Origin of the sequence: Paenibacillus sp. 2TAF8 (genome assembly GCF_052114825.1) — a bacterium.
GTDB lineage: Bacteria > Bacillota > Bacilli > Paenibacillales > Paenibacillaceae > Paenibacillus.
The window spans coordinates 1-25,859 of the sequence record NZ_JBFRFN010000029.1 but is presented as its reverse complement, the minus strand read 5'-3'; the positions used below and the strand labels follow the sequence as shown (position 1 = coordinate 25,859).

Below are 25,859 nucleotides of genomic sequence, written 5' to 3'. Positions count from 1 at the left end.
TCATAACGTGGATTCAGAAAGGGACACCATGACCAAAGTGCTTATTATCGAGGACGACAACATGCTGGGCGACACTTTATCCTTGTATTTACAAGGTGAAGGATACGAAGTATCTCGTGTAGATACCATCGGGAGTGCACTTTTGCAGCTTGAGACCAGACCAGATATCATTCTAATAGACCTGATGTTACCTGATTCGGGAGGAAAAAATCCATGTGCAATCATGCGTGAACACACCTCCCTTCCAATGATTGTCATTTCTTCGTTAACCGAGGTGTCCGAACGTATTCGTTCATTAACCGACGGCGCAGATGATTTTGTCTGTAAACCTTTTAGCATGCAGGAATTAAAAGCACGTATGGAGGCTGTTCTACGACGTTATGCTTTATTAGAAAACTCCTTAGTAAGCGAAACGGAAACGGGGTTAACCCTTGATCTGGCACGCCGAACCATCCTGCTGAATAATCGCAGAGTCGAAACGACGTTTTCCGAATTCGAAATCATGAAGCTGTTTGTACTAAATCCTGGAAAAGTGTTCAGTCGTTACGCTCTGATCGAAGCTATACGCGGAATAGATGCCTATATCAATGATCGCACCATCGATGTGCATATCACAAAACTCCGCAAGAAAATCGAAGATAACCCCAAAACCCCCCAATATATTCAAACCATCTGGGGGGTCGGATATAAATTTACACCTTAAGCATCACAAGATTGCTCTTCTAATAGCGTTTACCACGGGAATGATTCCGTAATGTGATTAATTTCTTGCTGCACCTTCTGCAGACTGGAGATCAGTTCATCTTCGGAAAATGAAACAGACAGAATGGATTCCAAATGTAGAACGGTTTGCAGCAGACTCACAGCATGCAGATGGGCAGCAACGCCTTTGAGAGAATGAGTACTTCTTATAATGTCCTCCATCTTTTGATGACCTAGATAGGTCAGTATTTTTTGCTCAAACCCACCGTATTCCAGAGAAAACTTATTCAGCGCATACTGTAAAATGTGGAGTTTGTCATCCATCTGTTTCAGCGCCTTGTCTGTATCAATTCCTCTGATTTGATGCATTCCTCTTAGATCAATCCAGGTTGTCAATATGTCCTTGAGCTGCTCTTCATCTATCGGTTTGGTCAGAACGGCATTCATCCCTGACTCTAAATAGAGTTTATGATCTCTCTTCGCATTGTTCGCCGTAAGTGCAATCACGGGCAAGTGATCATACTGCCTCATCTGGCGGATGTGTTTAACGGCCTCCAGTCCGTTCATTTCAGGCATGTACAAGTCCATTAATATTAACTTCCACTGCTTTATGTGCAGCTTCTCCAGCACTTCTCTTCCATCATTTACTACTGTTACTTCAAAGCCCAGCTGCTGAAGCAGCACCCGAATCGCAATCTGATTAATCTCATGATCCTCTGCAACCAAAATGGATCCCTGATACATCTGGCCAGTAGACGGTTGCTTTTTTAAATTCTGGTTCAAATTCTGTACTTCTCCATCTTGCAGTGCCAGCAGTGCTTCAAATAACCCGACACGGGTGATCGGCTTAAACAGGATTGCCCTCGGATCACTGTGGTATCGCTCACTCACAAGAGTATCCTCGCTGACTGCACGTGTATACCCTAACACTTGAATCCGGATATCCTTGAACCTGTCCATTAAACGATCCCAATCCGGATCTTCGTATACATGTTCTGCATCCATATCAAACATGATCAAAAGAGAAGACGATTCATCACCATCATGATTATATTTTTGGTCAACCAGCACCTCTTGTAAAGAATCATAGAGTTCAGGCCTGAGACCGAATGAACGCAGCATCTGTTCCAGATTCTCTGCAACTCTTCTGTCCCTTTCTACAATCATCACATTATTTACAGCATATAACAAAGGGTAGGTTGGAAGGAATGAACGTTCCTCCGTTTCTGTCAAATCATATACCAGTTCAAATGTAAACATGCTGTATTCACCAAGTACACTTTCCACTTGCAAACTGCCGCCCAAAGAGGTGATTAGAAGATAACAAATGACTAAACCCAAGCCAGATCCTCCGTACTTCCGATAGGTTGAGGGTTCGGCCTGACTGAAAGGCACAAATAAACGCTCCATCTGTTCAGGGGAGATGCCAATCCCGGTATCCTCCACCTCAAAACGAACTTCAACACGTTGATCCTCAAGTGTAAGTACTTCTGCGTGAAATATGACATAGCCTTCATCCGTAAATTTGATAGCGTTATTAAGCAGATTAATCAGAATCTGCTCCAATCGGAACGGATCACCGATTATCGTTAAAGGCAGCTCGGAACCGGTATGAAAAATGATCTTGACGTCCTTGTTCCCAATCGTAGTACTGATCTGATCGGCCACTCGCTTAAATACATCCTCTAGAGAAAAGGGAACATTCTCGACATTAAACATGCCTGCTTCTATTTTTGAAAAATCTAAAATATCGTTGACCAGCGTTAATAAGGATTGTGAGGATACGGTGATCTTGCTTATATAATCCTGCTGCTGAGGAGTTAGAGGTGTTCGTTGGAGCAAAGAGCTAAAACTGGTAATGCTGTTCAGTGGCGTCCGCAACTCATGGCTCATCAAGGCCAAGAACTCACTCTTCGCCTGACTGGCTTTATCCGCCTTCACACGTCTGTACTGGTCTGTGACATCTTGAAAGACAGCTTTAATCTGCTCACTGGATCCCGAGGATCTGAGCGGATAAAGATGAACACGAACATGCAATTCATCACTTTCTCCGATCCGAAAGATCAGCTCCGTGTCATGAATGGTTTTGGTAGACATCACCTCTTGTAGAACCTTAACCCAACACTCTGATTTTTCCATCACGAGCAAGTCTACAAGTGCACGACCAATAACCTGGTGCCTGTCTGCCTGAAGAACATTCAGAAACTTCTGATTAATCGAGACGATGTTTCCATCACTGTCCAATCCTGCTACCCAATCGGCAGATACCCGCTCCAGCAACCGATAGCGCTCTTCACTTTCCTGAATCCTTCGTCTGACAGCCCGGTGTTCTGTAATATCAAGCCCGTATCCTATCACATACTTAACCACCCCGTCTTCCAGAAAAGGCCCCAACTTGACCAGCGCATAATTCCCTTTGTGTTCGATCTCAAAAAAAAAGAATTCGCCCCTCCAGGCCCGATTGAATTGTGTCTTCAGAAATTGGATTTTATCTGGGGGCAGAGCCTTAATATTTCCCAACTGGAAGCTCTCCTCCAGGCTTCGCATATCCATCCCCAGATGAGACAGCATCTCTCCCTCGAGCAAGAGAAATTCAAATTTTCCGTTCAGCTTGCGGAGTTTAAACGTAAACCCGGGCTGTCTGCGCAGCATCTCCAGCATCTCCCGCTCTTTTTGAATCACCAGATGTCTGTACTGATGATTCTGATTCAGGAAATAGATGAACAATATAACTAGCAACATACACATAATTTGAGAAAGCAAGGTCATTCCATGATTGAAGAGAGTTGTTGGATATGTCCAAAACATCGTGAACTGATAAGCAACAAGCAACACCAGTGAACCAGATAACCATCGGTATACGAATCTGCGAATATACCTGAAATTCAAGGATATGGCCAGCACAAAAATAAGTTCATACAGTGCATAATCCAGGTTTTCAATAGACGGCCAAAATCCTGCATTGATTCTAAATATCCACAAACCTGCAAAGGTGATAAACGCCGTTCCGCCTCCGCCATAATAAGCAGCAAGCAGATAAGCGATGGATCTAAAGTTTAACATCGTGCCATCATCCAAAATAATGGAGAAGTAGTATAATGCTGTCCCTAACATGCTCATCGCTATCCCAATGATCAATCGAGAGGTAAATGATGGCTTCTGCCGATTACTCGATTGATTCAGATAGTGATGAACAAGGAAGACCATAATTAAAATTAATGTAAAATTCAAAACGAGATCGCGTAGCAAAGTTCACCATCCAAGTTACGACTTTTGCGTTATTTCACATACGAAGAAACAGGCCGGATTGACCAATTGTATCTCCGCAATAATCAAATCATATTACGCGAACCCTCCTTATTCAATTGCGGATATTGCCCTATTTCTCCCCTACTTCTCCTACTTTCTTATAACATTTATCCTTCGATACACATTCCAAAAACTTCCTCGAAGTTACCACACTAAATGTAAAAAGGAGCCTCTCGGCTCCCTAGTATTTGAACTGCTGGATCAGACGTTGCAGATGTTCTGCCATACTTGACAAGCTTCTTGCAGAAGCTGAAACCTCCTCCATCGAAGCAAGCTGTTCTTCCGATGAGGCTGCAACCTCCTCAGACGTTGTTGCATTGGCTGAAGCAATGCTTGCCAGTTCACTAGATACAGCACCAACCTCCTGCACTCCGGCAGTAATCTGCTGTGAAGTAGCTGCAATCTCTTCAATCTGAGGTGTAGTCTCCCGCATACTCTCCAAAATACGTTCGAACTTCTGAATAGCTTCAGTGGAAATCTCCATCCCCTGTTCGACCTCTAATGCCACTTTCTTCATCATATCAACGGATTCCAATGTATCTTTCTGGACGGCAGACGTCAGCGTCGTAATATCTTGAGCAGACTGCTGCGATTGCTCTGCGAGCTTGCGAACTTCTCCTGCCACTACGGCAAATCCGTTCCCGTGTGCACCTGCACGTGCCGCTTCAATCGATGCATTCAGGGCCAGTAAATTCGTTTGTTTCGCCATATTCCCCATCAATTCGGTAATTGCCGAGATTTGCTCCGATCGTTCATCCAACGCCTGAATGATACGACTCATCTGCGTCACTGTCTCTTGAATCGATTTCATCTGATCTACCGTCTGCTTAACCGTGTTGCCGCCTTCCTCAGCCTGTAACGTAGTCTGTTTGGCTAACTCGGACACATGTACGGATCTCTCGGCAATATTGGAAACACCTGACGTAATTTCGCGCATAGCCTCGTGGTTATGCTCAATTCCATGCATTTGCTTCTCAGCACCCAACGTAATTTCCTGAATCGCTCTGGCAACCTGTTCACTCGCAGCACTGGTCATTTCTGCACTCTGAGTCATCTCTTCTGATGAAGAAACGACCTGTCCCGCGCTATGCTCTACATTCTGGATCAGCAAGCGCAGATTGATCTGCATTTTGCCAAAAGCGTCACTAAGTTCACCAAGTTCATCCGAACTTTTACTTACAATGGTCTGTGTCAGATCTCCTTCGCTCACTTGTATCGCTTGATTTTTCAATTCTCTGATGGGTCTAATAATAGAGCGCATGACAAGCCAGATGATTACAGCTCCGATACCCAGACAAGATAACAGCACAATCATCATACGATGCAGAATCGAAGCTGTTGCTTCATCTACTTCGGTGAAGAACATCGTACCTGCGATTTTCCAATTGGTTGAACCATTCGTTAAATAATACATAACCTTGGGTTCATCATTATAGACATAATCAAATGTGCCTGATTCGTTATCAAACATCTCTGTCCAAAATGACTCTTTCGCCTCAGAACCCGCCGGGCTGCTCGGGTGATAGATATACTTTTTGGTACGATCAAGCAAGACCATATATCCTTGCTCCCCCACCTTGATCTTGCTTATTGCACTGCTGATGTCGTTCAAATCCAGATCAAGACTGACCACACCAGAGCGGTCTTCCAATGCCTTTGCAATGGAAACCGTGACTGAATTGGTAGCTGTGGAGATATACGGGTCTGTTACGATAACCTGATCAGGTTGACTCATCGCTTCTGTATACCAGGGTCTGGTTCGCGGATCATAATCTTCTGGGGTGGCTGTATCCGAAGAAGACAAATATTTGCCATTTTGATCACCTACACTGACGAGAACCACATCCGGGTTCTGCCCGATGAATCCCTTTATTTCTTCCAACATATTCGCTTCTGAATTTTCCATTGTGTCTGCATTAAAAACCTTTGCGTAATATTCAGCCTGCTTTCGTTTCACATTGACTATTAAATCAATCGTACTATTAGCTAAATTCACATTTTCCTCTGCACTATGTAGAATTTGTTTCTTTACTTCTTCTTTGGCATTGTTATATGACAATACACCTATTGTGATGGAAGGGGCCGCCAAAAAGATAATGAAGGACATAATCAGTTTGACTTTAAAATCGGTTAATATCTTTCCTAACCACCCTGATTCTTTGTTGTTTAACGACAATTCACTCTACCTCTTCCATATTAAATTGATATTAACACTAACATACAAAAAAGTTATTAAGCAAATTAAATCAATTGAGCATCATGTTTATTAAGTTTCTAAACAGTTGTTAACAGAAGTTGGACAAAAAAAGACCCGAGCACTTTGGCTCGGATCTCCAGAAAGCTATACCTTAGAATGCCGGGATAGCAATATCTGCATAGTTTTTTTCAAAAAAGGCTTTCACTTCAGGGCCGGCCATATGTTTAGCCAACTTTTGAATGGCATCCGAGTCTTTGTTGTCCTCACGAGCTACCAAGGTGATTGCAAAATGAGAATCGTCCTTCTCAGTCAGCAAAGCATCCTTCTTTGGTGTCAAGCCGAGCGGACTAGCATAGGCTGGTGTCATTGCTACCATATCCGCATCATCCATCATGCGGGCAAGCATCAGCAGGTCCACTTCTTTGAACTTGAAGTTCTTTTTATTCTCAGTGATATCCGCTTGCGTGGCGTTAAAGCCCACACCTTCTTTGAGTTTGATCAGACCATTTTGCTCCATCATAACGAGGGAGCGCCCGATGTTGGAAGGATCATTAGCAATTGCAACCGTTGCACCTTCCGGCAATTCATCGATAGATTTGTAGGTTTTGGAGTATCCGCCATAAATCGCATTGTAGATGGGCTGCACAGGAACCAGATTGGCATTGTTCGCCTCATTATACTGTTTCATATACGGTACATGTTGAAAGAAGTTAGCGTCCACTTCTTTGTTCGCCAGTGCCGTATTCGGCTGTACGTTATCCGACAGCACCACAATTTCCAGATTTACGCCATCCTCTTTAAGAAGCGGTTTGACGATATCCAGCACATCCGTCATTGGCGGAATCAATGTGGCTACTTTCAGTGTGACTTCCTGTCCGGCTTGTGATTCTTGCTTCGTACCTTCACTAGACGGTGTTGCTTCTTTTTTCCCGCAGGCGGATACAACCAGCATAACCGCGAGCAGCATGAGCATCAATTTTGCTTTCATTGAATGTTTACCCCTTCTCTGTACAATCTGTAGTCATTTTTTGCAGTTCATTACTGCAGTTGTCTTTCCTGTCCTTCTGATTCCAGTATTGCTTCCACTTGTCTGTACTCTGCTAGCGTCTTCAGGATCTCCGATCCAACCAGCGTGATAATCGGCTACCCGTAAATTGAATGATCTGCACCAGCACAATCATGATAATAACCGTAAATATCATAATTTCCGTTTCGAAGCGTTGATAACCGTAGCGAATGGCAAAATCACCAACACCACCACCGCCGACGATCCCCATTACTGTGGAATAGGAAACAAAACTGATCGTTGCTGTAGTAAGTCCGAGCACAAGACTGGATCGTGCCTCCACATACAGGAATTTAACGACAAGTTGCACTGTTGAAGCTCCCATAGAAGAGGCCGCCTCGATGACACCCTTAGGTACATCAAGCAGAGCCTGTTCGACCAGGCGGGCATAATAAGCGATAGCAATGACCGATAGAGGTACCGTAGCAGCGAGCGTACCAATCGATGTACCTACTACCAACCGAGTGAATGGGATCATAAATACGACCAGCAAAAGGAATGGAAAGGAGCGAATGATATTCACAAGACTACCCAGCACCGTAAATAAAGCTCGATGTTGGTATCTTTGCCCTCTGCGGAACAGGTACAATAGTGTACCAAGAGGCAATCCGACCAGAACAGCCGCTGCGATAGAAATCCCCACCATTACAAACGTCTCTCCGATAGCTTGCCAGATTTCGTGCTGGTATTTAAGCACGGACTCGGGTAACATCATCGCTTGTCCTCCCGTTCCACCAGATGCTGGGCTGTCGTTCCTGTTTCCGTTCCTGTTCCACCGAAGGTGTCGTCTGCAAGCAGTGAAGTAAGTATATCCGGCTGTGGAGCCGGGATACTGCGTACTTCCGATTCAGATAAGGTACGCACAATCTGTCCCTCTTTCATCACTGTAATACGGTGACATAATCGACGAGCCACTTCCATCTCATGGGTAACAACAACAATGGTTACACCCATTGTCTTGTTTACATGGCGCAACACATCCAATATTCCGTCTGTTGTCTGCGGATCAAGTGAAGATGTTGGTTCGTCGCAGAGTAATACAGCTGGATGACTGGCAAGCGCTCTGGCGATGGCAACTCGCTGCTTCTGTCCTCCGCTCAGCTGTGCCGGATACTGGTTCGCTTTGTCCTCCAGTCCTACGAATCGCAGCACTTCTAGCCCTCGCTCTCGCCGCTGTGAACGTGATTTACCCGCCAGTTCCAGCGGCATACTCACATTGCTCAACACCGTACGATTGCTGACCAGATTAAAATGCTGGAAGATCATACCGATAGACCTGCGTGCCTGACGTAAGTCTCGCTCGTTAATTCCGGTTAGGCGCTGACCATTGACGGTAACTTCCCCGTCATCAGGATGTTCCAAACCGTTGATCATCCGTAGCAAGGTCGACTTTCCTGCCCCACTGGAACCAATAATGCCATGAATCTCACCTTTACCTATTTCAAGCGAGACGGATCGCAAGGCCTCGAATCCCTGATCCGCACGGGAACCGCGCTCGTTGAACCGCTTGCCCACACCATATAATGAAATCATGGAGATTCCTCCCGTGAATGATCGTGTATGGTTCCCTCAAGTATCTTTCAAGAATCTTTCAAGAACACATGAAGAAAGCCCGCACAGCCGATAACCGGAGCGCGAGCAATCCTGTTCATTTATAATAAAACAACATGGCGACTCAGACAAGCTTTTAAAAAGAGATCTCTTCTTCCAGCAGATCAGCTGGGAAGACACGGAAACGTCCGTTAGCTGATCCGACATACACTTCATCGTCAATTCGGTTGATCGTACCATTCTTTGCATCCCGATCCCGATGATCTGGCGTCCCCATGACTACATCATGCACACGTCCTAGCAGAGTCCCATCCTTTTTATCCATCACAAGCAAGTCTTCATTTCGGGGAAGCAGCAAACGATCTCCGATAATGAGGTAACTGCCCTGATTAGTCGAATGTTGGTTTGCTCCAACAGATTCCTTGGCATCCCACCTTGTCTCTCCGTTTCGGTAATCGACAGAGGCAGGATATCCGTTTTTAATGACATATAGTTGATCTGCCTCGAGAAGCCCACGTTCAATTTTCGCATTAACCGTCCAGCGGATTTTTCCTGAACCTAGATCAAATAAGGAGGTTGTATATTCGTCGTAATCACCGTACATATTTCCTTTTTGATTCTGACGAATCAACACCATACCATCATTCAGCACTTCTATTTGCTGACCTATACGTGCAGGAATTAGAGATCGTTTCTTACCAGAAGTCAGATCAAGCAGCACCCACTGATCATCCAGCAACATCCAGCGCCCAAGGGGGGCTGCGGCAAACGGATCATAACGATGGATGCCGTCAAAATAGGGATCATTCTCGATATGATCTATCGCAGACGGTTCAGATTCAACCTGCCAAACCGTGCGTCCCGTTGAAGGATCTGCGGCAACAAGCTGATTTTTCTCCCGATACAGAACATAGGGCTCATCGGCGCTTCGATTAACTAATTGATATCCTTTCGTTAACTTCTTGCTCCATAACCGTTTACCGTTTGAGCTATTCAGCACATGAAGCCACCCATTACTGGAGCCTTCAGCGACAGGGGTGTTTATAATAACTACATCTTGGGCAGCCTTAATGCCGTTCAACCGTACTCTGTCATTAGCCGCATTCTTCTTGTTAGTACTGTCATTCCGCTGATCTTGTCCCTCAGGTCTGTATTCCCATAAAAGCTTTCCGTCTTTCAGGTTGATATGGCGCACTCGATCCACATATTGTTTGCGATCCGTGTCATAACTTGTGAATAACGTAACGGCATCCCGATTCGTATTTAAAATGGCTTGAGCAGGCCCAAATCCTGTATGCACTCTCCAGAGCATTTTCCCTGTATGTCGATCCAGTGCGTAGAAGGAATCATCATAATGCATACCGCTAAAGCCGCCATCATCCCCTTTCATCAGGAGTACATCCTCTGTGCCAGCTTGCAAAAAGGTGTAGTTCAAGTCCCCCTGATTCACCCATTCAGGTTTCCATGGTAGCGTTTGCGGAATAAACTTGCCCGTAGCAACTTGCGTTGTATAAACAAACCGATCCAAACGACTGTAGCTTCCGCTAGCCGCTTCGTTCTGTTGATCCGCTAGCAGATTCCAGCGAATCTCGGTCAGCTTCATATTTTTATCAAACGTTAACAACAACTGTGCATCGTTCCGTTCATATCTCCACGTCTGTCCAATCCGCATCGGATCTCCGGTTTCATTCATATTTCTGGATTGTTCCTTCCAGTCCGGCTCCCCTAACCAATTGACGGTCTGTCTGGCGGTCGTTGTCTGATCCAGCTTCGTATCCACCAAATGGCGGAGCAACGAGGCAGGCAACGATGATTCATTTGTAAACCATCCATCCGGAACAGGAGTTTGACTCGCGATATCTTTTTTCTTGATCCAGAGTATTACATGGTGATAACCTGTCGACTCCCTACTCCAGATGCGCGGTGCAATAGAAACGCCATACCAATCCTTCCACTCTGACACGATGAGTGCCTGGTCCGATAGAGCCTCATTGGAGGGCCATGTAACAGTACTATCTGGAGTTAGATACAGCTTGCCACCGGTTTTGATCGTGAACGTGCGTGGTTCAGTCTCTGTCATGATGTTACTCTGTTTGAGTGCATACCAGCCAGGAAGCCAGTAGCTATAAGGATCCTTGGTCTTGACCTTTATCCACTCCCCCTGAACCGCGGCCAGAGTGTACTTATCCGATGATGTTGTAAGATATGTAATCTTCATTTGATCTACAGCGATGCGGTTATCTTTGCGTCCACCGAAAAGTGGCAAGCCCTTTCTTAAAGTTATACTTTCTCCCTTCTTATAAGGGACTTTGACCGAAGTTTGTTGCGATGAGAGCGGGGTCAGAGGCTGAGATAATGTGGATGTGTTTAAATCCGCATTCGCAATTTGAATCTGAAACTCCTGATCCAGCATCTGATGCTTTGAATTCTGAGCCTGTCCGCCAGATGCATCTGTCAGTGTCTCTGTCATCATACAGCCTGTTAGTAACAGTGCGGTGATTCCTGTCAAAGTAACGCATTGAGTATAACCCCATATGTTTCGTTCAGGCCCCTTCTTCACATGCATTCATCCCCCAATAGAAGTTATTTCCATATAAGACGCTCTGCCTTTCAAAAAGTTACCTGTTTCCCAAACCGGTTTGGAAAAAATTATATTCTTTTCGTTCCATTATATGCCCTAACTTAGTAGATTTCTTAGTAGTTTAATATACAGTAATTAGGTTAATATTTTATGGATGTTCCATTAATATGCAACTTTTGGGATAACTGATCCGTCTAGAGTCTTGAAAGGAGAATGATCATGACAAACAAAACACAAACACACAACGCACGATGGACGCAAAAAAAATGGAAAATGCTGCTGGCCGCCTCCATTCTGACTGCAGGAACAGCTCCTGCACTGTTCACGCCTACGGTGGCTGAAGCAGCCGCTACAACAAAACCTACGGCTTACATTAACAATGTGCCTGCAGAATACGATGTGGTCATCCGCCAGGGAGTCACGTACATTGCCCTGACTGAACTGCAATTTCTCGGAGATTATACCTTCGGTTATGATAATAAGAGCAAACAAATCAGTATCAAAACAGGCAGTGACCAATACGTGCTGACACCCAATAGTAAAACGATGAAAAAGAATGGACAGAATGCCACCCTATCCTCGGCTCCAATTCTGGTAAAAGGAAAAGCGATGCTGCCACTTCGTGCCATTGGTGAAACGTTTGGCGCACAAGTGCGCTGGAATCAGGCTGCCAAGGAAGCTTATATTTACACCACCAATGCTTCCGTAGTGAAGGATTACAACGGTTCTGATTTGACGGCAGCCCGTGAAGCAGCGTTGCAACTGCCGCGGCTTTCAAATTTCGGCCAACCGCGCCTACAGGTGAAAAATTCGCTCGGGCCAGTAGATTCATCAACAGTTTATATTTTTGAACAAGGCCAAAAAGACCGCTTCTTCATGATTGAGGATAACGATCTGGTCAGTTATTATACGATCACGAACGGAAATGCCATGCTGAAATGGCAGGCTAATCTGGGTAAACAAGCGGGAACTCTGGGCGATTTGTTCTTTATTAAAACCAAGTCCGTTTCCGAAGCAGGGACCCGTCCTTCTGTGGCTGGTAAAACACTCGTATCCTTCAAGTACTCCCTCATGCTGGAGGAAACTACCTACGAGATATCAAACAAGTCAGGCTCTATTGCAAGCGGCTCTGCTGCTCCAGCCAAAGGCAAGATTATGGTTGAAGTGCCTGAGGAAAAGTAGTTTGCATATAAAGAAGGCTAATAAAGGGATGTTCTGTTCCCACTAAAAAATATAATTCACAACAAGAAAAACGGGATGAGGCAGCCAAAGCTGCTCCATCCCGTTTTTCCTTGTTTCTTCAGTTACTCCCTGGCAGATGCCAGCTTACCCCGTAGCACTAGCGTGTTCACTACTTTGCACCTGCTTGCAACAAAATAGCTTCAATTTCCTTAAAGCCTTTTGCTCTAGCATGACGGAGGGGAGTCACACCATCGCCATCAGCCAGATTAACATCAGCCCCATGATGAATAAGCAATTCAATGGTCTCCTGTTGCCGTTCATTGCCATCATTTAGAATGATCGCCTCTAGCAATGCTGTCCATCCTAATTTATTCACATGGTTCACATCTACCGTGGTATTCGTTAGCAACTCTTGAACCACATCGACGTATCCATGCTCCGAAGCGGGGATGAGCGCTGTTCCACCGTAACGGTTGGTGATAGCAGGGTCTGCTCCTGCCTGAATAGTAAGCTTCAAAATATCCAAATACCCTTCAGCACCCGCATATAAAAACGGACTATTCAACATGTCATCCTGCTGGTTAACATCCGCACCTGCTTCAATCAGCTTTTGCACGGATGCGGTATCCTGATTGTACGTTGCAATCATCAGGGCCGTTCTTCCGCTCTGATCTTGAGCCTGAACATCGGCTCCCTCCTGAATGAGCTTTTCGATACTCCCGGTATCTTTTGCTTCAGCTGCACTGAATAACTGCTGATTTAGTGAGGCCATAAGGCTTCCCTCCTTTGAGTTATTTTCTTCGTTAAGCATACAGCCTTGAACGAACAGCACACTGCTGATCAAGATGATCAGCATCAGGGATTTGTTCATAGGTCCTCCTTACTGCTGTACCACCGTTACCGATGATGCGACACTCCATTCACCAACCGGGTTCAGCGTATAGACTGTGCCGGAAATCAGCTTTTCTCCATTCGTAAGTTCAAATACACCTGTTGCACCTTTACGGCTCGAATATTTATACGTCGCTGTCAGGACATGCCCATCTGGCGCTGTCAGGGTAACACTCCGTCCAGAAAACAGTTCATCTCCCGGATCTTGTGCAAGTGTCACCTCAATTGCAGTTTCACTTGCACCTTTGGCACTCTCAATGACTAATGATTCAAATGATTGTGCCCTAAAGGAAGCATGTTCAATATTAGCCCATTCGGAAGTCACGGTGTAAGATACCCTTGGTTTCAGAATCTGGCCTTCTGGCAATCGGAATTTGGGTTCTTGTCTGCCATCTGTCGATTGAGTAAACGGAACATATTTGGCAATGATCGGTGCGCCATTTTCCGGCGTAATTATAACTTGTCTGGCTTGCATGGACGAAATAATCTGATATGTTTTGCCGTCTGCCTGCTCCTGATCGTTCAAAATGAAAGCATTAGCTCCCCGACCGGCGCTGTATGCCGAAATAATATAACCATAATCCACTACTCCATTTTCCTTTAAAGCTTCAATCTCAAACGTATCATTCGTGACCTGACGCACTTGTGTCATATTTACTTTAACGCCACTGCCTTTGAATGAACCGGCATCTTGACCTTTATATGTCAGAGTGTACGCTTCTCCAGCTTGTTGAACGGATGTCGGCACGATATATGTAGCAACAGAACCTGTTTTCAAACGAGGCATATTGGTCAGAGTCACTCCCCCGCTGAATGCAAAGTCTGTTCGGGATTTGGCAAACACTTCATCTTCTGCCGTAAGCGGCTTGTCGAAGGTGATCACAAGCGTCATGTTATTCAACGGTTTGATACTCTCAATGCGGGCTTGATCCGAAGGAATGGCTTGATACGCCTTTTGCAGCAAAACTGCGGTTTCGCCCCGTGTCACAGAGCCCGTTTCTTCATAGAACGCACTCATCCAATGATGTACAGACTTCACATCACGTTTTAATGCTTTTGATACGACCTCTTCCAGCTCCGCATCGGTTACCAGACGTTGAGGATGAAACTCGCCATCTACGGACTGCATGATCYCCATCTCCACCACCTTCAGAGCATAAGGTGCATACCAGGCATTATCCTGGACATCCGCTATCGTTGCTACAATGTCTCCTGTCTTGCTCTGCAAATCAAATGTTCTATACATCAATGAAGCTAACTCTGCACGTGTGATCGACCGAAGCTCACCCATCGATTGATCGCTGTATCCGTTCATGATCCCCAGACGGTTCAGTTCCTTGATGGCCGCCTGTACCTGCTGATTGGTAAGTTGCGTCGCCGTAGCGGAAAGAGAAGTTGTGAAGCCAGCTGCCTGAGCTTGAGGTGCTGTGAATGGGAGTGCCGCTGTTCCCATTGCGGTTATGGTTAACAGTGCTACTAGTTTACGAGCTGTAAGATTCATGAAATGTTCTTCCCCTCTGTAGGTAGTTATTACATCTATCTATAGCGTAGGGGATAAAAAGAAACTCCGAAGGACAAATATATTAACAAAATATAAACTGCAACGAATCTTTCTCTAAACTTATATGGTGAAACGATAACCCGCACCCCAGACCGTTTCGATATACTCGGGATGTTTTGGATCACTCTCCAGTTTCCCGCGCAGCTTGCGAACATGCACCGTCACCGTTGCAATATCGCCATTTGATTCCATGCCCCAGATTCGTTCGAACAGATCGGATTTGCTGAAAACGCGGTTCGGATGACTTGCCAAAAATACAAGCAGATCAAATTCTTTGGTAGTGATACCCACCTCTTCTCCGTTCATGAATACACGGCGTGATCCCTTGTCGATGTGAAGTCCGCGAATGTGGATCTCATCCTGTTCGGCAGGTTTGCTCTTGCCGAGCAATCTCTCATACCGGGTCAAGTGAGCCTTGGCTCTTGCTACCAGTTCGCTTGGGCTGAACGGCTTCGTAATAAAATCATCGACACCGAGATTAAACGTGCGGATTTTATCGATCTCCTCTTTTTTCGCGGAAACAACAAGGATCGGTACTTCCTTCTGCTCACGAATGAGTCTGCATAATTCAAAGCCGTCCATACCAGGAAGCATCAAATCTACGATGACTAGTCGATAGTTCTCGTCCAGAGCACGGCGCAAACCTTCATCCCCGTTATGACACATCTCTACCGTAAATCCGTGGAGTTCGAAATAGTCCCGCTCCAGTTCGGCAATGGTCGTCTCATCCTCAATGATCAGAATATCAGTCATGGCTTTCCCCCCTTTCTTCCATGAGGCGTTTCAATTGAATATGGATGCTTGTGCCTTCACCCAGCTTGCTTTCCGCCCAGATTAGACCATCATGTCCAGCTACAATCTGGTGGGCAATAGCCAGCCCAAGACCGCTTCCGCCCGTAGACGAGTTACGTGACTGCTCGGCTCGGTAGAAACGCTCAAATATATGAGGCAGATCTTCCTCTGATATGCCTTTCCCATTATCCTCGAATGTAATGGTATTCCACTCCTGATCGGCTTCAAGAATAATGCGGAGTCGTTTGTCGTCATCATTCATGTATTTCAGTGCATTCTCTACGATGTTAACCACTGTGCGTTGCAATTTATCAAGATCAACAGCAGACACTACGGCGCCTGATGCTCGGTTATGCCATTCGAGTGATACGCCCTTATCCTCCAGATCATATCGCAATTCCTCAATGCTATCCTCTATAAAATCAACCAGATCTATCGGATTGAATACAAAGGGTTCCTGGTTCAAATCCAGTTTGGAGTACAAGAACAATTCATCTACCAGTTTATCCATGCTAACGGCTTTGGAATGAATGATGTTGACGTAAGTGTCCATTTTCTCCGGTGTATTCGCTACCCCATCCCGAATGCCCTCAATGTATCCCTTTATGTTAGTAATCGGCGTGCGAAGATCATGCGAGATGTTGGAGATCAGCTCTCTGCGGTTAATCTCATCTTGCTGCCTTAGCTCATTGGATCGTTGCAACTGATTCCGCATACTCTCAAATGCCTCACTAAGCTGTCCTACTTCATCATTGGAGGAAGGCTCAAGCTTGAAAGACAAATTACCGTTTTTGATCTGTTCGGCCGAACTTCGCAGCTGATGTAACGGTTGAATGAAACTGCGTGTGATCCAGCGGAACAAAAGTAGGTTAGCGATGATCAGGACACCAATCAACAGGAGAGACATCACAGGTAACAGCTTGCGCGTCAGTTCTGCAAAGGGGCTTCTCTCCCGAATAACAAAGATGCTGCCTCGTTCTCCATCTGAATATTGGAAATCAAACTTGGCGTACGCATAGAAACGCTCACCGATATTAAACGTACTTCGGATCTGGTTGTTGTTTAGATCATATTCAGGCAGCGCCTGTGCCAGTCCGGGTTGGTGGAACGTCCGTGATTCAAAGATCGGATGATCCTCACGTCTGACGTAGAGCCCGGATTTCTCGGCTCGAAGCTTCATATCAAAGTCACGGAGCAATACCTTGTCCTGCAGCTCGTCCGGATTACTTTTCGCCATAAACTTCATCTCTTGAAAGATCGTCTCTCCCTGTTCCGTCAGTGGATTGATCTGATAATGTACTTTGTATATATCCCGAAAACTTTGCAAATCCCCCGTTGCCGCAATAGTATACAGACTTGCTGTAAGCAAAATAAACAGGAGACTGATAACAAGCATACCTGTAAACGAAAGTAGCATTTTGATGCGAATTGACATAGGTATCCCCTCTTAACCATGCGATTGGTACAGTTAGTGCACATGTTATCACAAGATGCTTCCTATTGCCCATATGCAAATCATATTGGCTACATGTTGTCGTATGGCTATGAGCATAAAAAAACAGGGTGAAGCAGATATCCTCTGCTTCACCCTGTATGGTGCATATGACTTAATTATATAAGCCACATGCGTATTAAAATGATGAATAGTTAAACCCTTGAATGATTAGATTCGTGACTTTAGCGACTATTCTACGACAGTTACATCCACGTTAATGCATCCACTCCACATGGTTTGGAGCATTTCGCTCAGTGTAGTTTAATACTGCGTATTACCGGACTGGCTCGTTTTACCCGAAGCAAATCCTTTGAATAGTGTTGGCACTTTGGAATAACGTGTATTCGTAATTTTGCCTTGGGAGCTACTGCTGTCTGTACGCATAATGGCATCTTTTACGTTCGAGATATTGGAATTATCAAGAGTCATGTTGACAGTGAATGTTGTGCCTCCATTTTGCCGCACCAGCTTGCCGATATCATCGGCACGGAAGTTTTTAATGTTAATTGTGCCTGCCGCATTGATCTGGAACACCTTATCGTACGCTTTGTATGCTGCACCACCTGTAATGTTCACCGTTCCTGATGATTTCAGCGTCAACGCGTCCTCGCCTACATCCTGCCATACAACATTGGAGATATTACAGTTTCCATAACAATGCACACCGTCTGCCGCTGGCGCACCAATGATGACATTTTTCAGTGTAGCGCCTGCTTCCAGCCGGAAGACCGGCTTCTGATTCTCTGCTTGAGAACCGTCACCCAAAGTGGACGGATTGGCAACAAAGGTTTTCCCCTGTCCATCATACGTCGTGCCCTTAGGTACAACAATTGTTGAGTTTACAACCGTTGGTGCAGCCGCAACGGGCATAACACCAAATATGGAAGCGACCAGACCGGCGGACAACAACAGCGTTAACATTTTTTTCATCATGAACATCCTCCCTTAATTATGAGTGATTTCGTCTCCAAGCACGCTGGCTTGTCCAAAAGAACCGCAGAAGAGAACACCGCTCGGAACCTGTCTTCATCCTACAAAAAAAGAGAGATTACAGGAATAATCATGAGATCAGATTTACATTTTTTAGCATAAATTCAGATGGTAATGCCTTGTTATTTGAATATCGTATTTTTGATATGTACCGATATTAACTCGTGATATGCTGCTTTTACCGTCCCATTTCATCAAAAAAGCCCCTATAGTCTGATGAAGACATTAGGGGCTTAAGGAACCTTAATCTATATCTCAAAAAACAAGTCCTGCTTTGTTACTATTTTTCCTACGATACTCCAACCTTCTCAAGCTCCTGCTCCGAACCGCTGACGGTATCCGCATTTGCGGCAAAGTTCTTCCACGGCTTCCCGTTTGGAAAAACCGTACACCAGATTGTTTGCACGCTCTCCATCCACAATGTCGGAAAAAGACTTCTCATGGATGTTCCCAAGGTTGATGACACCTTCTCCATCCAGACAGCATGGAACCACGGTTCCATCGACAAGCACAGCTGCCTGACTGCGCAGTGCATGGCAAAACCCTTTGCCATCATCTTCAGGTGCATCCAGACTTGGCCACTGGAATTCATGATCCTGATTCAGATATACGTTGGGTGCAATTTTCACACCGCTACCTGGAAGGACTTTTTCCTCAATCCGGAAGTCGAGATTAAATTCCCGTTCCAGCACCTCAAGCGTCTCCCGATTTCGATTCATCTGAGCATTGGTGAAGTTATCCTGTGTCAGATTCCATAATCGGAACGAGACAATGACATTGTGTTTCACCGCTTCACGCACAAAAGACAAAATGTTACGTAAGTATCCGTCACGATCCGTAGAACCTTCATGACCGTCAAAGCTGTGCAACGAAAAATTCATCTGTCTCAGGGCAGGTTTACCTAATAATTTATGCTGTGTCTTCGGCAGCAGCGTACCGTTGGTCGTAATGTTAACTTTAAATCCCTTGGCATGAGCCATATCCAGCAGCAAGTCAATTTTGGGATGAAGGAGCGGTTCTCCTTTGACGTGCAAGTAGATATGTTTCGTATGTGGTTTGATCTGATCCAATATATTATTAAAGACTTCAGGGTCGATGAATCCTTTGGCTCGCTTCGTTTGCGGGCAAAAACTGCATGCCAGATTACAGATGCTTGTAATTTCAATATATACTTTCTTGAACGTTTTCAACTCAGGGTCCCCATTCTGCCGGGAGGAACAACAGTCCTGCCCTCATTCGTAGTACGGCCATATGAGCCAATCCCCATTATATCGGGTTAACGAGCCTAGGTAAATCGTAATCAGAGGATCCCTACAAAAGTCCAGTATATTTTCACCATAATTTCAAGACACACATCCCCTCCCTATTTACATTAAGCCAAGTTGGATATATGCTGAGGACATAACTGCATATCTTTTACATTTGCACTGGGGGAGCCTTGCGGCTGAGACGAATACGACGATTCGGACCCTTTGAACCTGATCTGGATTATACCAGCGGAGGGAAGTGGAGCGGCTTTTATTGGCAGTGGATGATTTCTATCCTTGATGGGATCAACCTCAATTAAAACGTATAGCTCTGCTCATTTCTCCGGAAATGGGCGGGGCTTTTTTGTTTTTTGGCGATGTGGTAGTTGTGTGCTGGTTGCTTGGTGACCGAGACACTTGCCGTTCAAAATATAAATTTCGAAACAAGGAAAATTCCTCTTCCGAGTATGGATTCAAATGTTCCGAATATACAATCTCTGTCATCCCGTGAGAAGAAAGCAGTTATTTGGAGCATGATGCAAAATGCTCTTCTTGTCGATATCTGGGTGTTATTCACTCTCATCACCATCAAGATCATTCGAAATCAAGGAGGAAATGACGATGTCTTATCTGGAACGTGTACGATCACTCAATCCTTTGGTTCATAATATTACCAATCTTGTGGTTGCCCCTTTTACGGCAAATGGTCTGCTTGCCCTCGGAGCCTCACCGTTTATGGCCTATGCTCACGAAGAAGTCGCTGACGTCGCTCGAATGGCTGGCGCGGTGGTTCTGAACATCGGCACATTGGATAAAAAGGTCGTTCAAGCGATACGTCTAGCCGGACAATCGGCTAATGCACATCATGTGCCTGTTGTACTTGATCCTGTCGGTGCAGGAGCCACAACATATCGCACGGATACAGTACAGATGCTGGTTCGTGAGCTTCGCCTTACGGTATTGCGAGGCAATGTCGCCGAAGTCGCTCATGTCATTGGTGTACCATGGAATATCAAAGGTGTAGATGCCGGGGCTGGCGAGGGAGACCGAATAGGCATTGCCGAGCGGGCAGCGCAACAGCTTGACTGTATTGTTGTCATTACAGGCCAGTACGATATTATTACAGACGGATATCATACTTTCCTCACAAGCAACGGACATGCATTACTCACCCAGGTTACCGGGGCAGGCTGTCTGCTCAGCTCGGTCATTGGTGCTTTTACTGCGATTGCCGAGCCGGGGCGCGACTTGCTGAACAGTGTGGTGGAGGCTGTCTCAACCTATGGTATAGCCGCTGAACAGGCTGCAGCACGAACGGCTCATCAGGGGCCGGGCAGCTTCCAGATTGAATTGTTAAATCAACTGGCGCAGGTCACACCTTCACTGTTCTCGGAGCATGCACAAATCCGTCAGATTCGTGGAGGTGTGTGATGAATATTGCTCAAGCGTTAACGATTGCCGGGTCTGATAACGGCGGCGGTGCAGGAATTCAGGCGGACCTCAAAACCTTTCAGGAACTTGGTGTATACGGCATGACGGTCATTACTGCAATCGCCGCGCAGAACACAACAGGGGTTCAAGGCGTGTTTCCGATTGATTTCGATGGTATTGCCCAGCAACTTGATTCAACGGGAGCCGACTTTCAGCCGCGTGCCATTAAAACAGGTATGTTATATAGTGCCGAGATTATTCGTCTTGTTGCGGCAAAATGTAAGCAGTACGGCTGGTCTAATCTGGTGATTGATCCCGTGATGGTTGCCAAAGGCGGTGCGCCTCTGCTTCAGCAGGAGGCTGTGCAAGCACTCATTCAGGATCTGCTCCCTCATGCCTTGCTTATCACACCTAACATCCCGGAAGCCGAACTGCTAATCGGGAAATCAATCCGGAACCTGAGCGAGCGTGAGGAAGCCGCCAAGCAATTGGTGCAGATGGGTTCAACGTATGCCTTGATCAAGGGAGGACATGATACGGGAAGCGGTATGGTTGTCGATGTCCTGTATGACGGGCATTCCTTTCAATATTTGAAGAATCTTCGAGTAATGACACGTCATACCCACGGAACCGGCTGCACGTTCTCTGCTGCCATTACGGCGGAATTGGCGAAAGGTTCCCCTATTCTGGCTGCCGTTACGACCGCGCGAGCATTCATTCAGGCAGCCATAGAAGATGAGCTGGGAATCGGGGCCGGGCACGGGCCAACGAATCACTTTGCGTACCAGCGCAGACAGCGAGGTGAACGCTGATGCGTAGATGGGATACGGAAGCGGTGCGCCGCGCGCTGCAGTTGTATTTGGTGATGGGCAGCGTCAATACGACGCGTGACCCGGTGGAGGTGCTCCGCCAGGCGATTACTGGCGGCATCACGCTGTTCCAGTTCCGCGAGAAGGGAACTGGTGCCCTTGCAGGCGAAGCCCGCTTAGCGCTTGCGCTGCGGCTTCGCGAGGTGTGCAGCCAGCACGGGATACCGTTCATCGTGAACGATGATGTGGAGCTGGCTGTGGCCGTAGAGGCCGACGGTGTGCACGTCGGCCAGGACGATGCGGACGCGGCGCTGGTACGCGCCCGCATCGGCGAAGGGCGGATGCTTGGCGTATCCGCCCACTCCGCCCTTGAAGCCCGCCGTGCGGTGCAGGCGGGCGCAGACTATCTTGGCGTCGGGCCGATGTACCCGACGCGCTCCAAAGCGGATGCCCACGCTGTGCTGGGCCCCGCAGGGGTTGCGGAACTGCGCGCCGCAGGCATCGCAGTTCCGGTAGTTGGTATCGGCGGCATTACGCCCGATACCGCGGCCGCCGTGATGGCGGCTGGAGCCGACGGCGTAGCCGTCATCTCCGCCATCGCGGGTGCGGCCGATATGCACGCAGCTACTGCACAGCTCGCTGCGATCACCCGCAGGGAGCAGGCATAGCCATGCTCCCCGCCCGCTATGCAAAGGATGCAGCCACTTGCTCTGCATCCCTTGCATTCTTATTTTATTCTTCGCATTCTTTAGCTCCTTTGACTCCTTCTGCAACCTATACATCCTCCTGCATCCTTTTTCAGCCTTATCCTTCCGCAGCATTTACATCTTTTATTTTCCTTATCCTTCCACGACCTATGCATCCTGTTGCACCTGTTACATCCTTCTTCATCCTTTATATCCTTTCACCTTTCTCCCCTTGCATCACGCACATAACCATTTCATCCCCTCCCTTCCATCCCGAACATATTTAATATATAAATCATTTCTGTTATAAAGCTTCACATTTACAAAACATTATCTTTTAATTACTATGAATATAAAACTATATTGGCGAAATAACCTATACAATAAAAGGGAGTGAATTTATGGATCAGATCGATAGAAACATCTTGTTTCATATGGAAAACCAAGCCAGATTGTCTATGACCGAATTAGGAAAATTGGTGGGACTTTCACAGCCAGCCGTCACAGAACGTGTAAAACGACTGGAGGAAAGTGGAGTTATTGAAGGGTATCGCACCATCCTTAATCCGCAAAAATTAGGAAAACAAAGTACATCCTATCTCCTATTTCAAACTAGAGAATGCACTGCTTTCCTTGATTTCTGCCGTGTTTCGCCCGAAGTTGTAGAATGTTATCGCGTCAGTGGAGAACACAATTATTTATTAAAAATCATGACAGATTCTATCGCAGACTTAGAGGCATTCGGAAATCGATGTGACAAATACGGAACCTATACTACACTTATCGCAATGTCCTCGCCTATTGCATCCAAAAACCTAATTGAAGAACCCCAGTTCCTGATCTCTAAGGAATCCTAACCGTTCATCTTTTCTAATTTAGATATCGCCATTTGAAGGTGAACTAGGAAATCCGTGTTTTTTAGAGCACAACGTAATAAGAAGAGCAATAAACAACAATAGCACCAATGAACCCGGCAGGAATCTAGCCCCGATCCAATGAAGCATAATAGCACCAACCATACCTCCCGCGCCGATCCCTAGATTCCATGCCGTTACCAACATCGATTGGGCAATATCGGCACTGCGGCCTCCTGCATGTGCAATAGCTGTTTGGAGTAACGTTGCCGCTCCCCCAAAGGTCAATCCCCATGCAATCACTCCTGTAATGATAACAGCCGGCTGATTGCTCCAGATTCCCATCGCCGCTGAGGCAAAAGCAAATATCGCAATACTTAATAGAACCAGTATCCTTAAGTAACGATCAATCAGCAGCCCAATAATCCAAATGCCCATCACTGAAGTTACGCCAAATAGGAGCAAAATCAGATCAACTCTATGGGCCAGTGCTGTATTTGCCAGAAAAGGAGAAATGTAAGTATACAAAATATTGTGAGCTAGCACCCAGGCAAGCACCACAAGTAAAATAGGCCGGATTCCAGGAAGAAACAGGATTTTATGCAGTGAGAGTTGGTTCTGCTTGACCTCGCCTTCATAATCTGGAACTTTCCAGAACACCCATACGATAAGCGCGAGCGTCAATATGGATATCGTTCCGAAGATTAAACGCCAGCCTACATACGTCCCCAAAAAAGTACCGATCGGAACACCAAGCGCTAATGCCAAAGGTGTACCTGCCATAGCAACAGCTATGGCTTTTCCTTTTAATGACTCGGGCACCATGCGACGTGCATATCCCGCGGTCATTCCCCATAACACCCCCGCTGCTACTCCTGCACAAAAACGTGCAATTAACGTTATAACATATACCGAAGATAAAGCAGTTACCGTGTTAAATAGAAGAAAGCCTATAATACATAACAGCAAAAGAGGTCTACGCCTCCACCCGCGTGTTGCCACAGTCAGCGGAATTGCAGCTGCCAGAGAGCCTGCAGCATACAGCGTAACAAGTTGTCCGGCTTTTGCCTGCGTTATGCCAAGACCAATGGCAATCTGGGGGAGTAGTCCAGCAGGCAGGCTTTCAGTAAGTATGCAGATAAATCCAGCCATAGCTAACGCCAGTAGAGCCGCCCATGGAAGACTTTGTTTTTGGGCATATGTATCATTTTTAATGGAATACATCTCGTTTGAAATCACAATGAAATCCCCTTTATTCTGTATTTTGGATAGCTAGAATGTACACTTACTATCTTTAATAAGCTTACAGAAATGAGTAGGGGTTTTGCATACAGCATTAAAGGTACTTAAGCTTGTTAACGAAGAAAAACCTTATTTTTCACAAGCTTTGCTTTGAATTTCAATGATCCTCCTTTTTCACCCATGTATGATTAAATTGGCTTTACCTTAACGTAAAATATTCATTCACCTTGCCTGCCTTCCCCCTTCCTCACATAATTAACTTATTGACTCTCACGTAACGTGACATTGTACAATTCATGGTGTAAGGAGGTTTCACCCATGGCCATGAAAGTAAAAGAAGTCTCCGAACTTGCTTCGATCAGTGTGCGCACACTGCATCACTATGACGAGATCGGGCTGCTTGTTCCAGATGAGATCACTCCTGCCGGATATCGAATGTATTCGGATGCCAATCTGGAACGACTTCAGCAGATTTTATTTTTCAAAGAACTCGGTTTCTCGCTGAAAGAAATCAAAACCATTTTAGATGACCCCGCCTTTGATGCGGAGGAAGCACTGCATATGCATAAGCTCATTTTGCTGGAGAAACGCCAGCGTCTGGATCAAATGATTGCCACCATCGACAAAACCGTACTATATCTGAGAGGAGAGATTGAAATGACCCCTAAAGAACAATTTCAGGGCTTTGATTTTAGTCAAAATCCGTACGAACAGGAAGCCCGTCAGCGCTGGGGTGACCATGTCGTCAATGAGGCAAACCAGCAATTAAAGGATCAGCCTGCTGACAAACAAAAAGAACTGTCTAATCAGATGAATGATATCTTCAGAAGATTGGCAGCCATTCGCCACACAGCACCCGAATCTGCCGAAACACAGGCCGAGATTAAACAGTGGTACATGTATCTGAATCAATTGGGGAGCTATTCTCCAGAAGCCTTCAAAGGACTTGGCCAAATGTATGTCGATGACGAGCGTTTCACGCGGAATATTGATCAGTTTGGGGAGGGGCTAGCACAATTCATGTGTCATGCCATGGCTGTTTTTGCCGATCAGAATATAAGGTGACATCTGTACTCAAAGATCTGAGTTACTTTCCTACTGATAGAAAAAGGACGTAGCGCCTGTAAAATGTACCCCTTGTAAAGGACAAATTAAAAAAGGTTAGGCTGCTTCAAGCTGTCGTCTGTATCGTGCAGGCGGCAGCTTGTTTAAGTTCCATTGACCTCGATAATGGTTGTAATAGATCATGTAGCTCTTTACTTCTTGCTTAACC

The 25,859-nt window shown here is 45.9% G+C and carries 21 protein-coding genes and 1 riboswitch; of the genes, 7 read left to right on the top strand and 14 right to left on the bottom strand.

The window, feature by feature from the left end:
* Positions 1 to 28 precede the first annotated feature (28 nt).
* Positions 29 to 703 carry a response regulator transcription factor gene (locus AB4Z30_RS26665; RefSeq protein ID WP_441930455.1) on the top strand — a complete coding sequence of 225 codons (675 nt, stop codon included), beginning with the start codon at positions 29 to 31 and terminating at the stop codon, positions 701 to 703.
* Positions 704 to 732: 29 nt separating this feature from the next.
* Here AB4Z30_RS26665 and AB4Z30_RS26660 read toward each other — a convergent pair whose 3' ends face one another.
* The 6 genes from AB4Z30_RS26660 to AB4Z30_RS26635 all read right to left on the bottom strand — a co-directional run bounded on the left by AB4Z30_RS26660 (position 733) and on the right by AB4Z30_RS26635 (position 11,385).
* Positions 733 to 3,816, bottom strand: coding sequence for a response regulator (locus AB4Z30_RS26660; protein WP_441930454.1), 3,084 nt, complete (start codon positions 3,814 to 3,816; stop codon positions 733 to 735).
* A gap of 376 nt (positions 3,817 to 4,192) precedes the next feature.
* Entirely contained in the window at positions 4,193 to 6,187 is a 1,995-nt protein-coding gene (locus tag AB4Z30_RS26655) for a methyl-accepting chemotaxis protein (RefSeq protein ID WP_441930453.1), read from the bottom strand.
* Positions 6,188 to 6,359: 172 nt separating this feature from the next.
* Positions 6,360 to 7,196, bottom strand: coding sequence for a MetQ/NlpA family ABC transporter substrate-binding protein (locus AB4Z30_RS26650; RefSeq protein ID WP_441930452.1), 837 nt, complete (start codon positions 7,194 to 7,196; stop codon positions 6,360 to 6,362).
* Between the two features lie 121 nt (positions 7,197 to 7,317).
* Positions 7,318 to 7,989, bottom strand: coding sequence for a methionine ABC transporter permease (locus tag AB4Z30_RS26645; RefSeq protein ID WP_441930451.1), 672 nt, complete (start codon positions 7,987 to 7,989; stop codon positions 7,318 to 7,320).
* Entirely contained in the window at positions 7,986 to 8,807 is an 822-nt protein-coding gene (locus AB4Z30_RS26640; RefSeq protein WP_441930450.1) for a methionine ABC transporter ATP-binding protein, read from the bottom strand. Before AB4Z30_RS26640 ends, AB4Z30_RS26645 begins: the two co-directional genes overlap by 4 nt.
* Positions 8,808 to 8,961: 154 nt before the next feature.
* On the bottom strand, positions 8,962 to 11,385 hold the full coding sequence (locus AB4Z30_RS26635; RefSeq protein WP_441930449.1) for an outer membrane protein assembly factor BamB family protein: 2,424 nt from the start codon (positions 11,383 to 11,385) through the stop codon (positions 8,962 to 8,964).
* 240 nt (positions 11,386 to 11,625) lie between these two features.
* Here AB4Z30_RS26635 and AB4Z30_RS26630 point away from each other — a divergent pair, with 240 nt between their 5' ends.
* Positions 11,626 to 12,588, top strand: coding sequence for a copper amine oxidase N-terminal domain-containing protein (locus AB4Z30_RS26630; RefSeq protein ID WP_441930448.1), 963 nt, complete (start codon positions 11,626 to 11,628; stop codon positions 12,586 to 12,588).
* Between the two features lie 169 nt (positions 12,589 to 12,757).
* Here the strand turns inward: AB4Z30_RS26630 and AB4Z30_RS26625 are convergent, their stop codons facing one another.
* The 6 genes from AB4Z30_RS26625 to AB4Z30_RS26600 all read right to left on the bottom strand — a co-directional run bounded on the left by AB4Z30_RS26625 (position 12,758) and on the right by AB4Z30_RS26600 (position 19,507).
* On the bottom strand, positions 12,758 to 13,459 hold the full coding sequence (locus AB4Z30_RS26625; protein WP_441930447.1) for an ankyrin repeat domain-containing protein: 702 nt from the start codon (positions 13,457 to 13,459) through the stop codon (positions 12,758 to 12,760).
* Positions 13,460 to 13,468: 9 nt separating this feature from the next.
* Entirely contained in the window at positions 13,469 to 14,980 is a 1,512-nt protein-coding gene (locus tag AB4Z30_RS26620) for an S-layer homology domain-containing protein (RefSeq protein WP_441930446.1), read from the bottom strand.
* A gap of 120 nt (positions 14,981 to 15,100) precedes the next feature.
* The gene (locus AB4Z30_RS26615; RefSeq protein WP_441930445.1) at positions 15,101 to 15,793 is read right to left on the bottom strand and encodes a response regulator transcription factor; all 693 of its coding nucleotides are present in this window, start codon (positions 15,791 to 15,793) and stop codon (positions 15,101 to 15,103) included.
* A complete protein-coding gene (locus AB4Z30_RS26610; RefSeq protein WP_441930444.1) occupies positions 15,786 to 17,267 on the bottom strand; it encodes an ATP-binding protein in 1,482 nt (493 codons plus the stop codon). Before AB4Z30_RS26610 ends, AB4Z30_RS26615 begins: the two co-directional genes overlap by 8 nt.
* 321 nt (positions 17,268 to 17,588) lie before the next feature.
* On the bottom strand, positions 17,589 to 18,257 hold the full coding sequence (locus AB4Z30_RS26605) for a pectate lyase (RefSeq protein WP_441930586.1): 669 nt from the start codon (positions 18,255 to 18,257) through the stop codon (positions 17,589 to 17,591).
* A 368-nt stretch (positions 18,258 to 18,625) separates the two neighbouring features.
* Positions 18,626 to 19,507: a radical SAM/SPASM domain-containing protein gene (locus AB4Z30_RS26600; RefSeq protein WP_251507479.1), complete on the bottom strand. Its 882-nt coding sequence runs from the start codon at positions 19,505 to 19,507 to the stop codon at positions 18,626 to 18,628.
* A gap of 229 nt (positions 19,508 to 19,736) precedes the next feature.
* A riboswitch (TPP riboswitch) is annotated at positions 19,737 to 19,839 on the top strand.
* A 346-nt stretch (positions 19,840 to 20,185) separates the two neighbouring features.
* On the opposite strand from AB4Z30_RS26600, the gene thiM reads away from it, so the two are divergent.
* From thiM to AB4Z30_RS26580, 4 genes are all read left to right on the top strand, one after another.
* On the top strand, positions 20,186 to 20,995 hold the full coding sequence (gene thiM, locus AB4Z30_RS26595; RefSeq protein WP_441930443.1) for a hydroxyethylthiazole kinase: 810 nt from the start codon (positions 20,186 to 20,188) through the stop codon (positions 20,993 to 20,995).
* Complete coding sequence (gene thiD / locus AB4Z30_RS26590) at positions 20,995 to 21,807, top strand: bifunctional hydroxymethylpyrimidine kinase/phosphomethylpyrimidine kinase (RefSeq protein WP_441930442.1); 813 nt, start codon at positions 20,995 to 20,997, stop codon at positions 21,805 to 21,807. Before thiM ends, thiD begins: the two co-directional genes overlap by 1 nt.
* The gene (gene thiE, locus AB4Z30_RS26585; RefSeq protein ID WP_441930441.1) at positions 21,807 to 22,472 is read left to right on the top strand and encodes a thiamine phosphate synthase; all 666 of its coding nucleotides are present in this window, start codon (positions 21,807 to 21,809) and stop codon (positions 22,470 to 22,472) included. The genes thiD and thiE overlap by 1 nt, the downstream gene beginning before the upstream one ends.
* A gap of 419 nt (positions 22,473 to 22,891) precedes the next feature.
* Complete coding sequence (locus tag AB4Z30_RS26580) at positions 22,892 to 23,347, top strand: Lrp/AsnC family transcriptional regulator (RefSeq protein WP_441930440.1); 456 nt, start codon at positions 22,892 to 22,894, stop codon at positions 23,345 to 23,347.
* A gap of 18 nt (positions 23,348 to 23,365) precedes the next feature.
* Here the strand turns inward: AB4Z30_RS26580 and AB4Z30_RS26575 are convergent, their stop codons facing one another.
* Entirely contained in the window at positions 23,366 to 24,568 is a 1,203-nt protein-coding gene (locus AB4Z30_RS26575; RefSeq protein WP_441930584.1) for an MFS transporter, read from the bottom strand.
* A 336-nt stretch (positions 24,569 to 24,904) separates the two neighbouring features.
* Between AB4Z30_RS26575 and AB4Z30_RS26570 the strand changes: the two genes are divergently transcribed.
* The gene (locus tag AB4Z30_RS26570; RefSeq protein ID WP_441930439.1) at positions 24,905 to 25,651 is read left to right on the top strand and encodes a MerR family transcriptional regulator; all 747 of its coding nucleotides are present in this window, start codon (positions 24,905 to 24,907) and stop codon (positions 25,649 to 25,651) included.
* A gap of 96 nt (positions 25,652 to 25,747) precedes the next feature.
* Here AB4Z30_RS26570 and AB4Z30_RS26565 read toward each other — a convergent pair.
* On the bottom strand, positions 25,748 to 25,859 hold a 112-nt coding region (locus tag AB4Z30_RS26565), incomplete at its 5' end, for an IS3 family transposase (protein WP_441930582.1).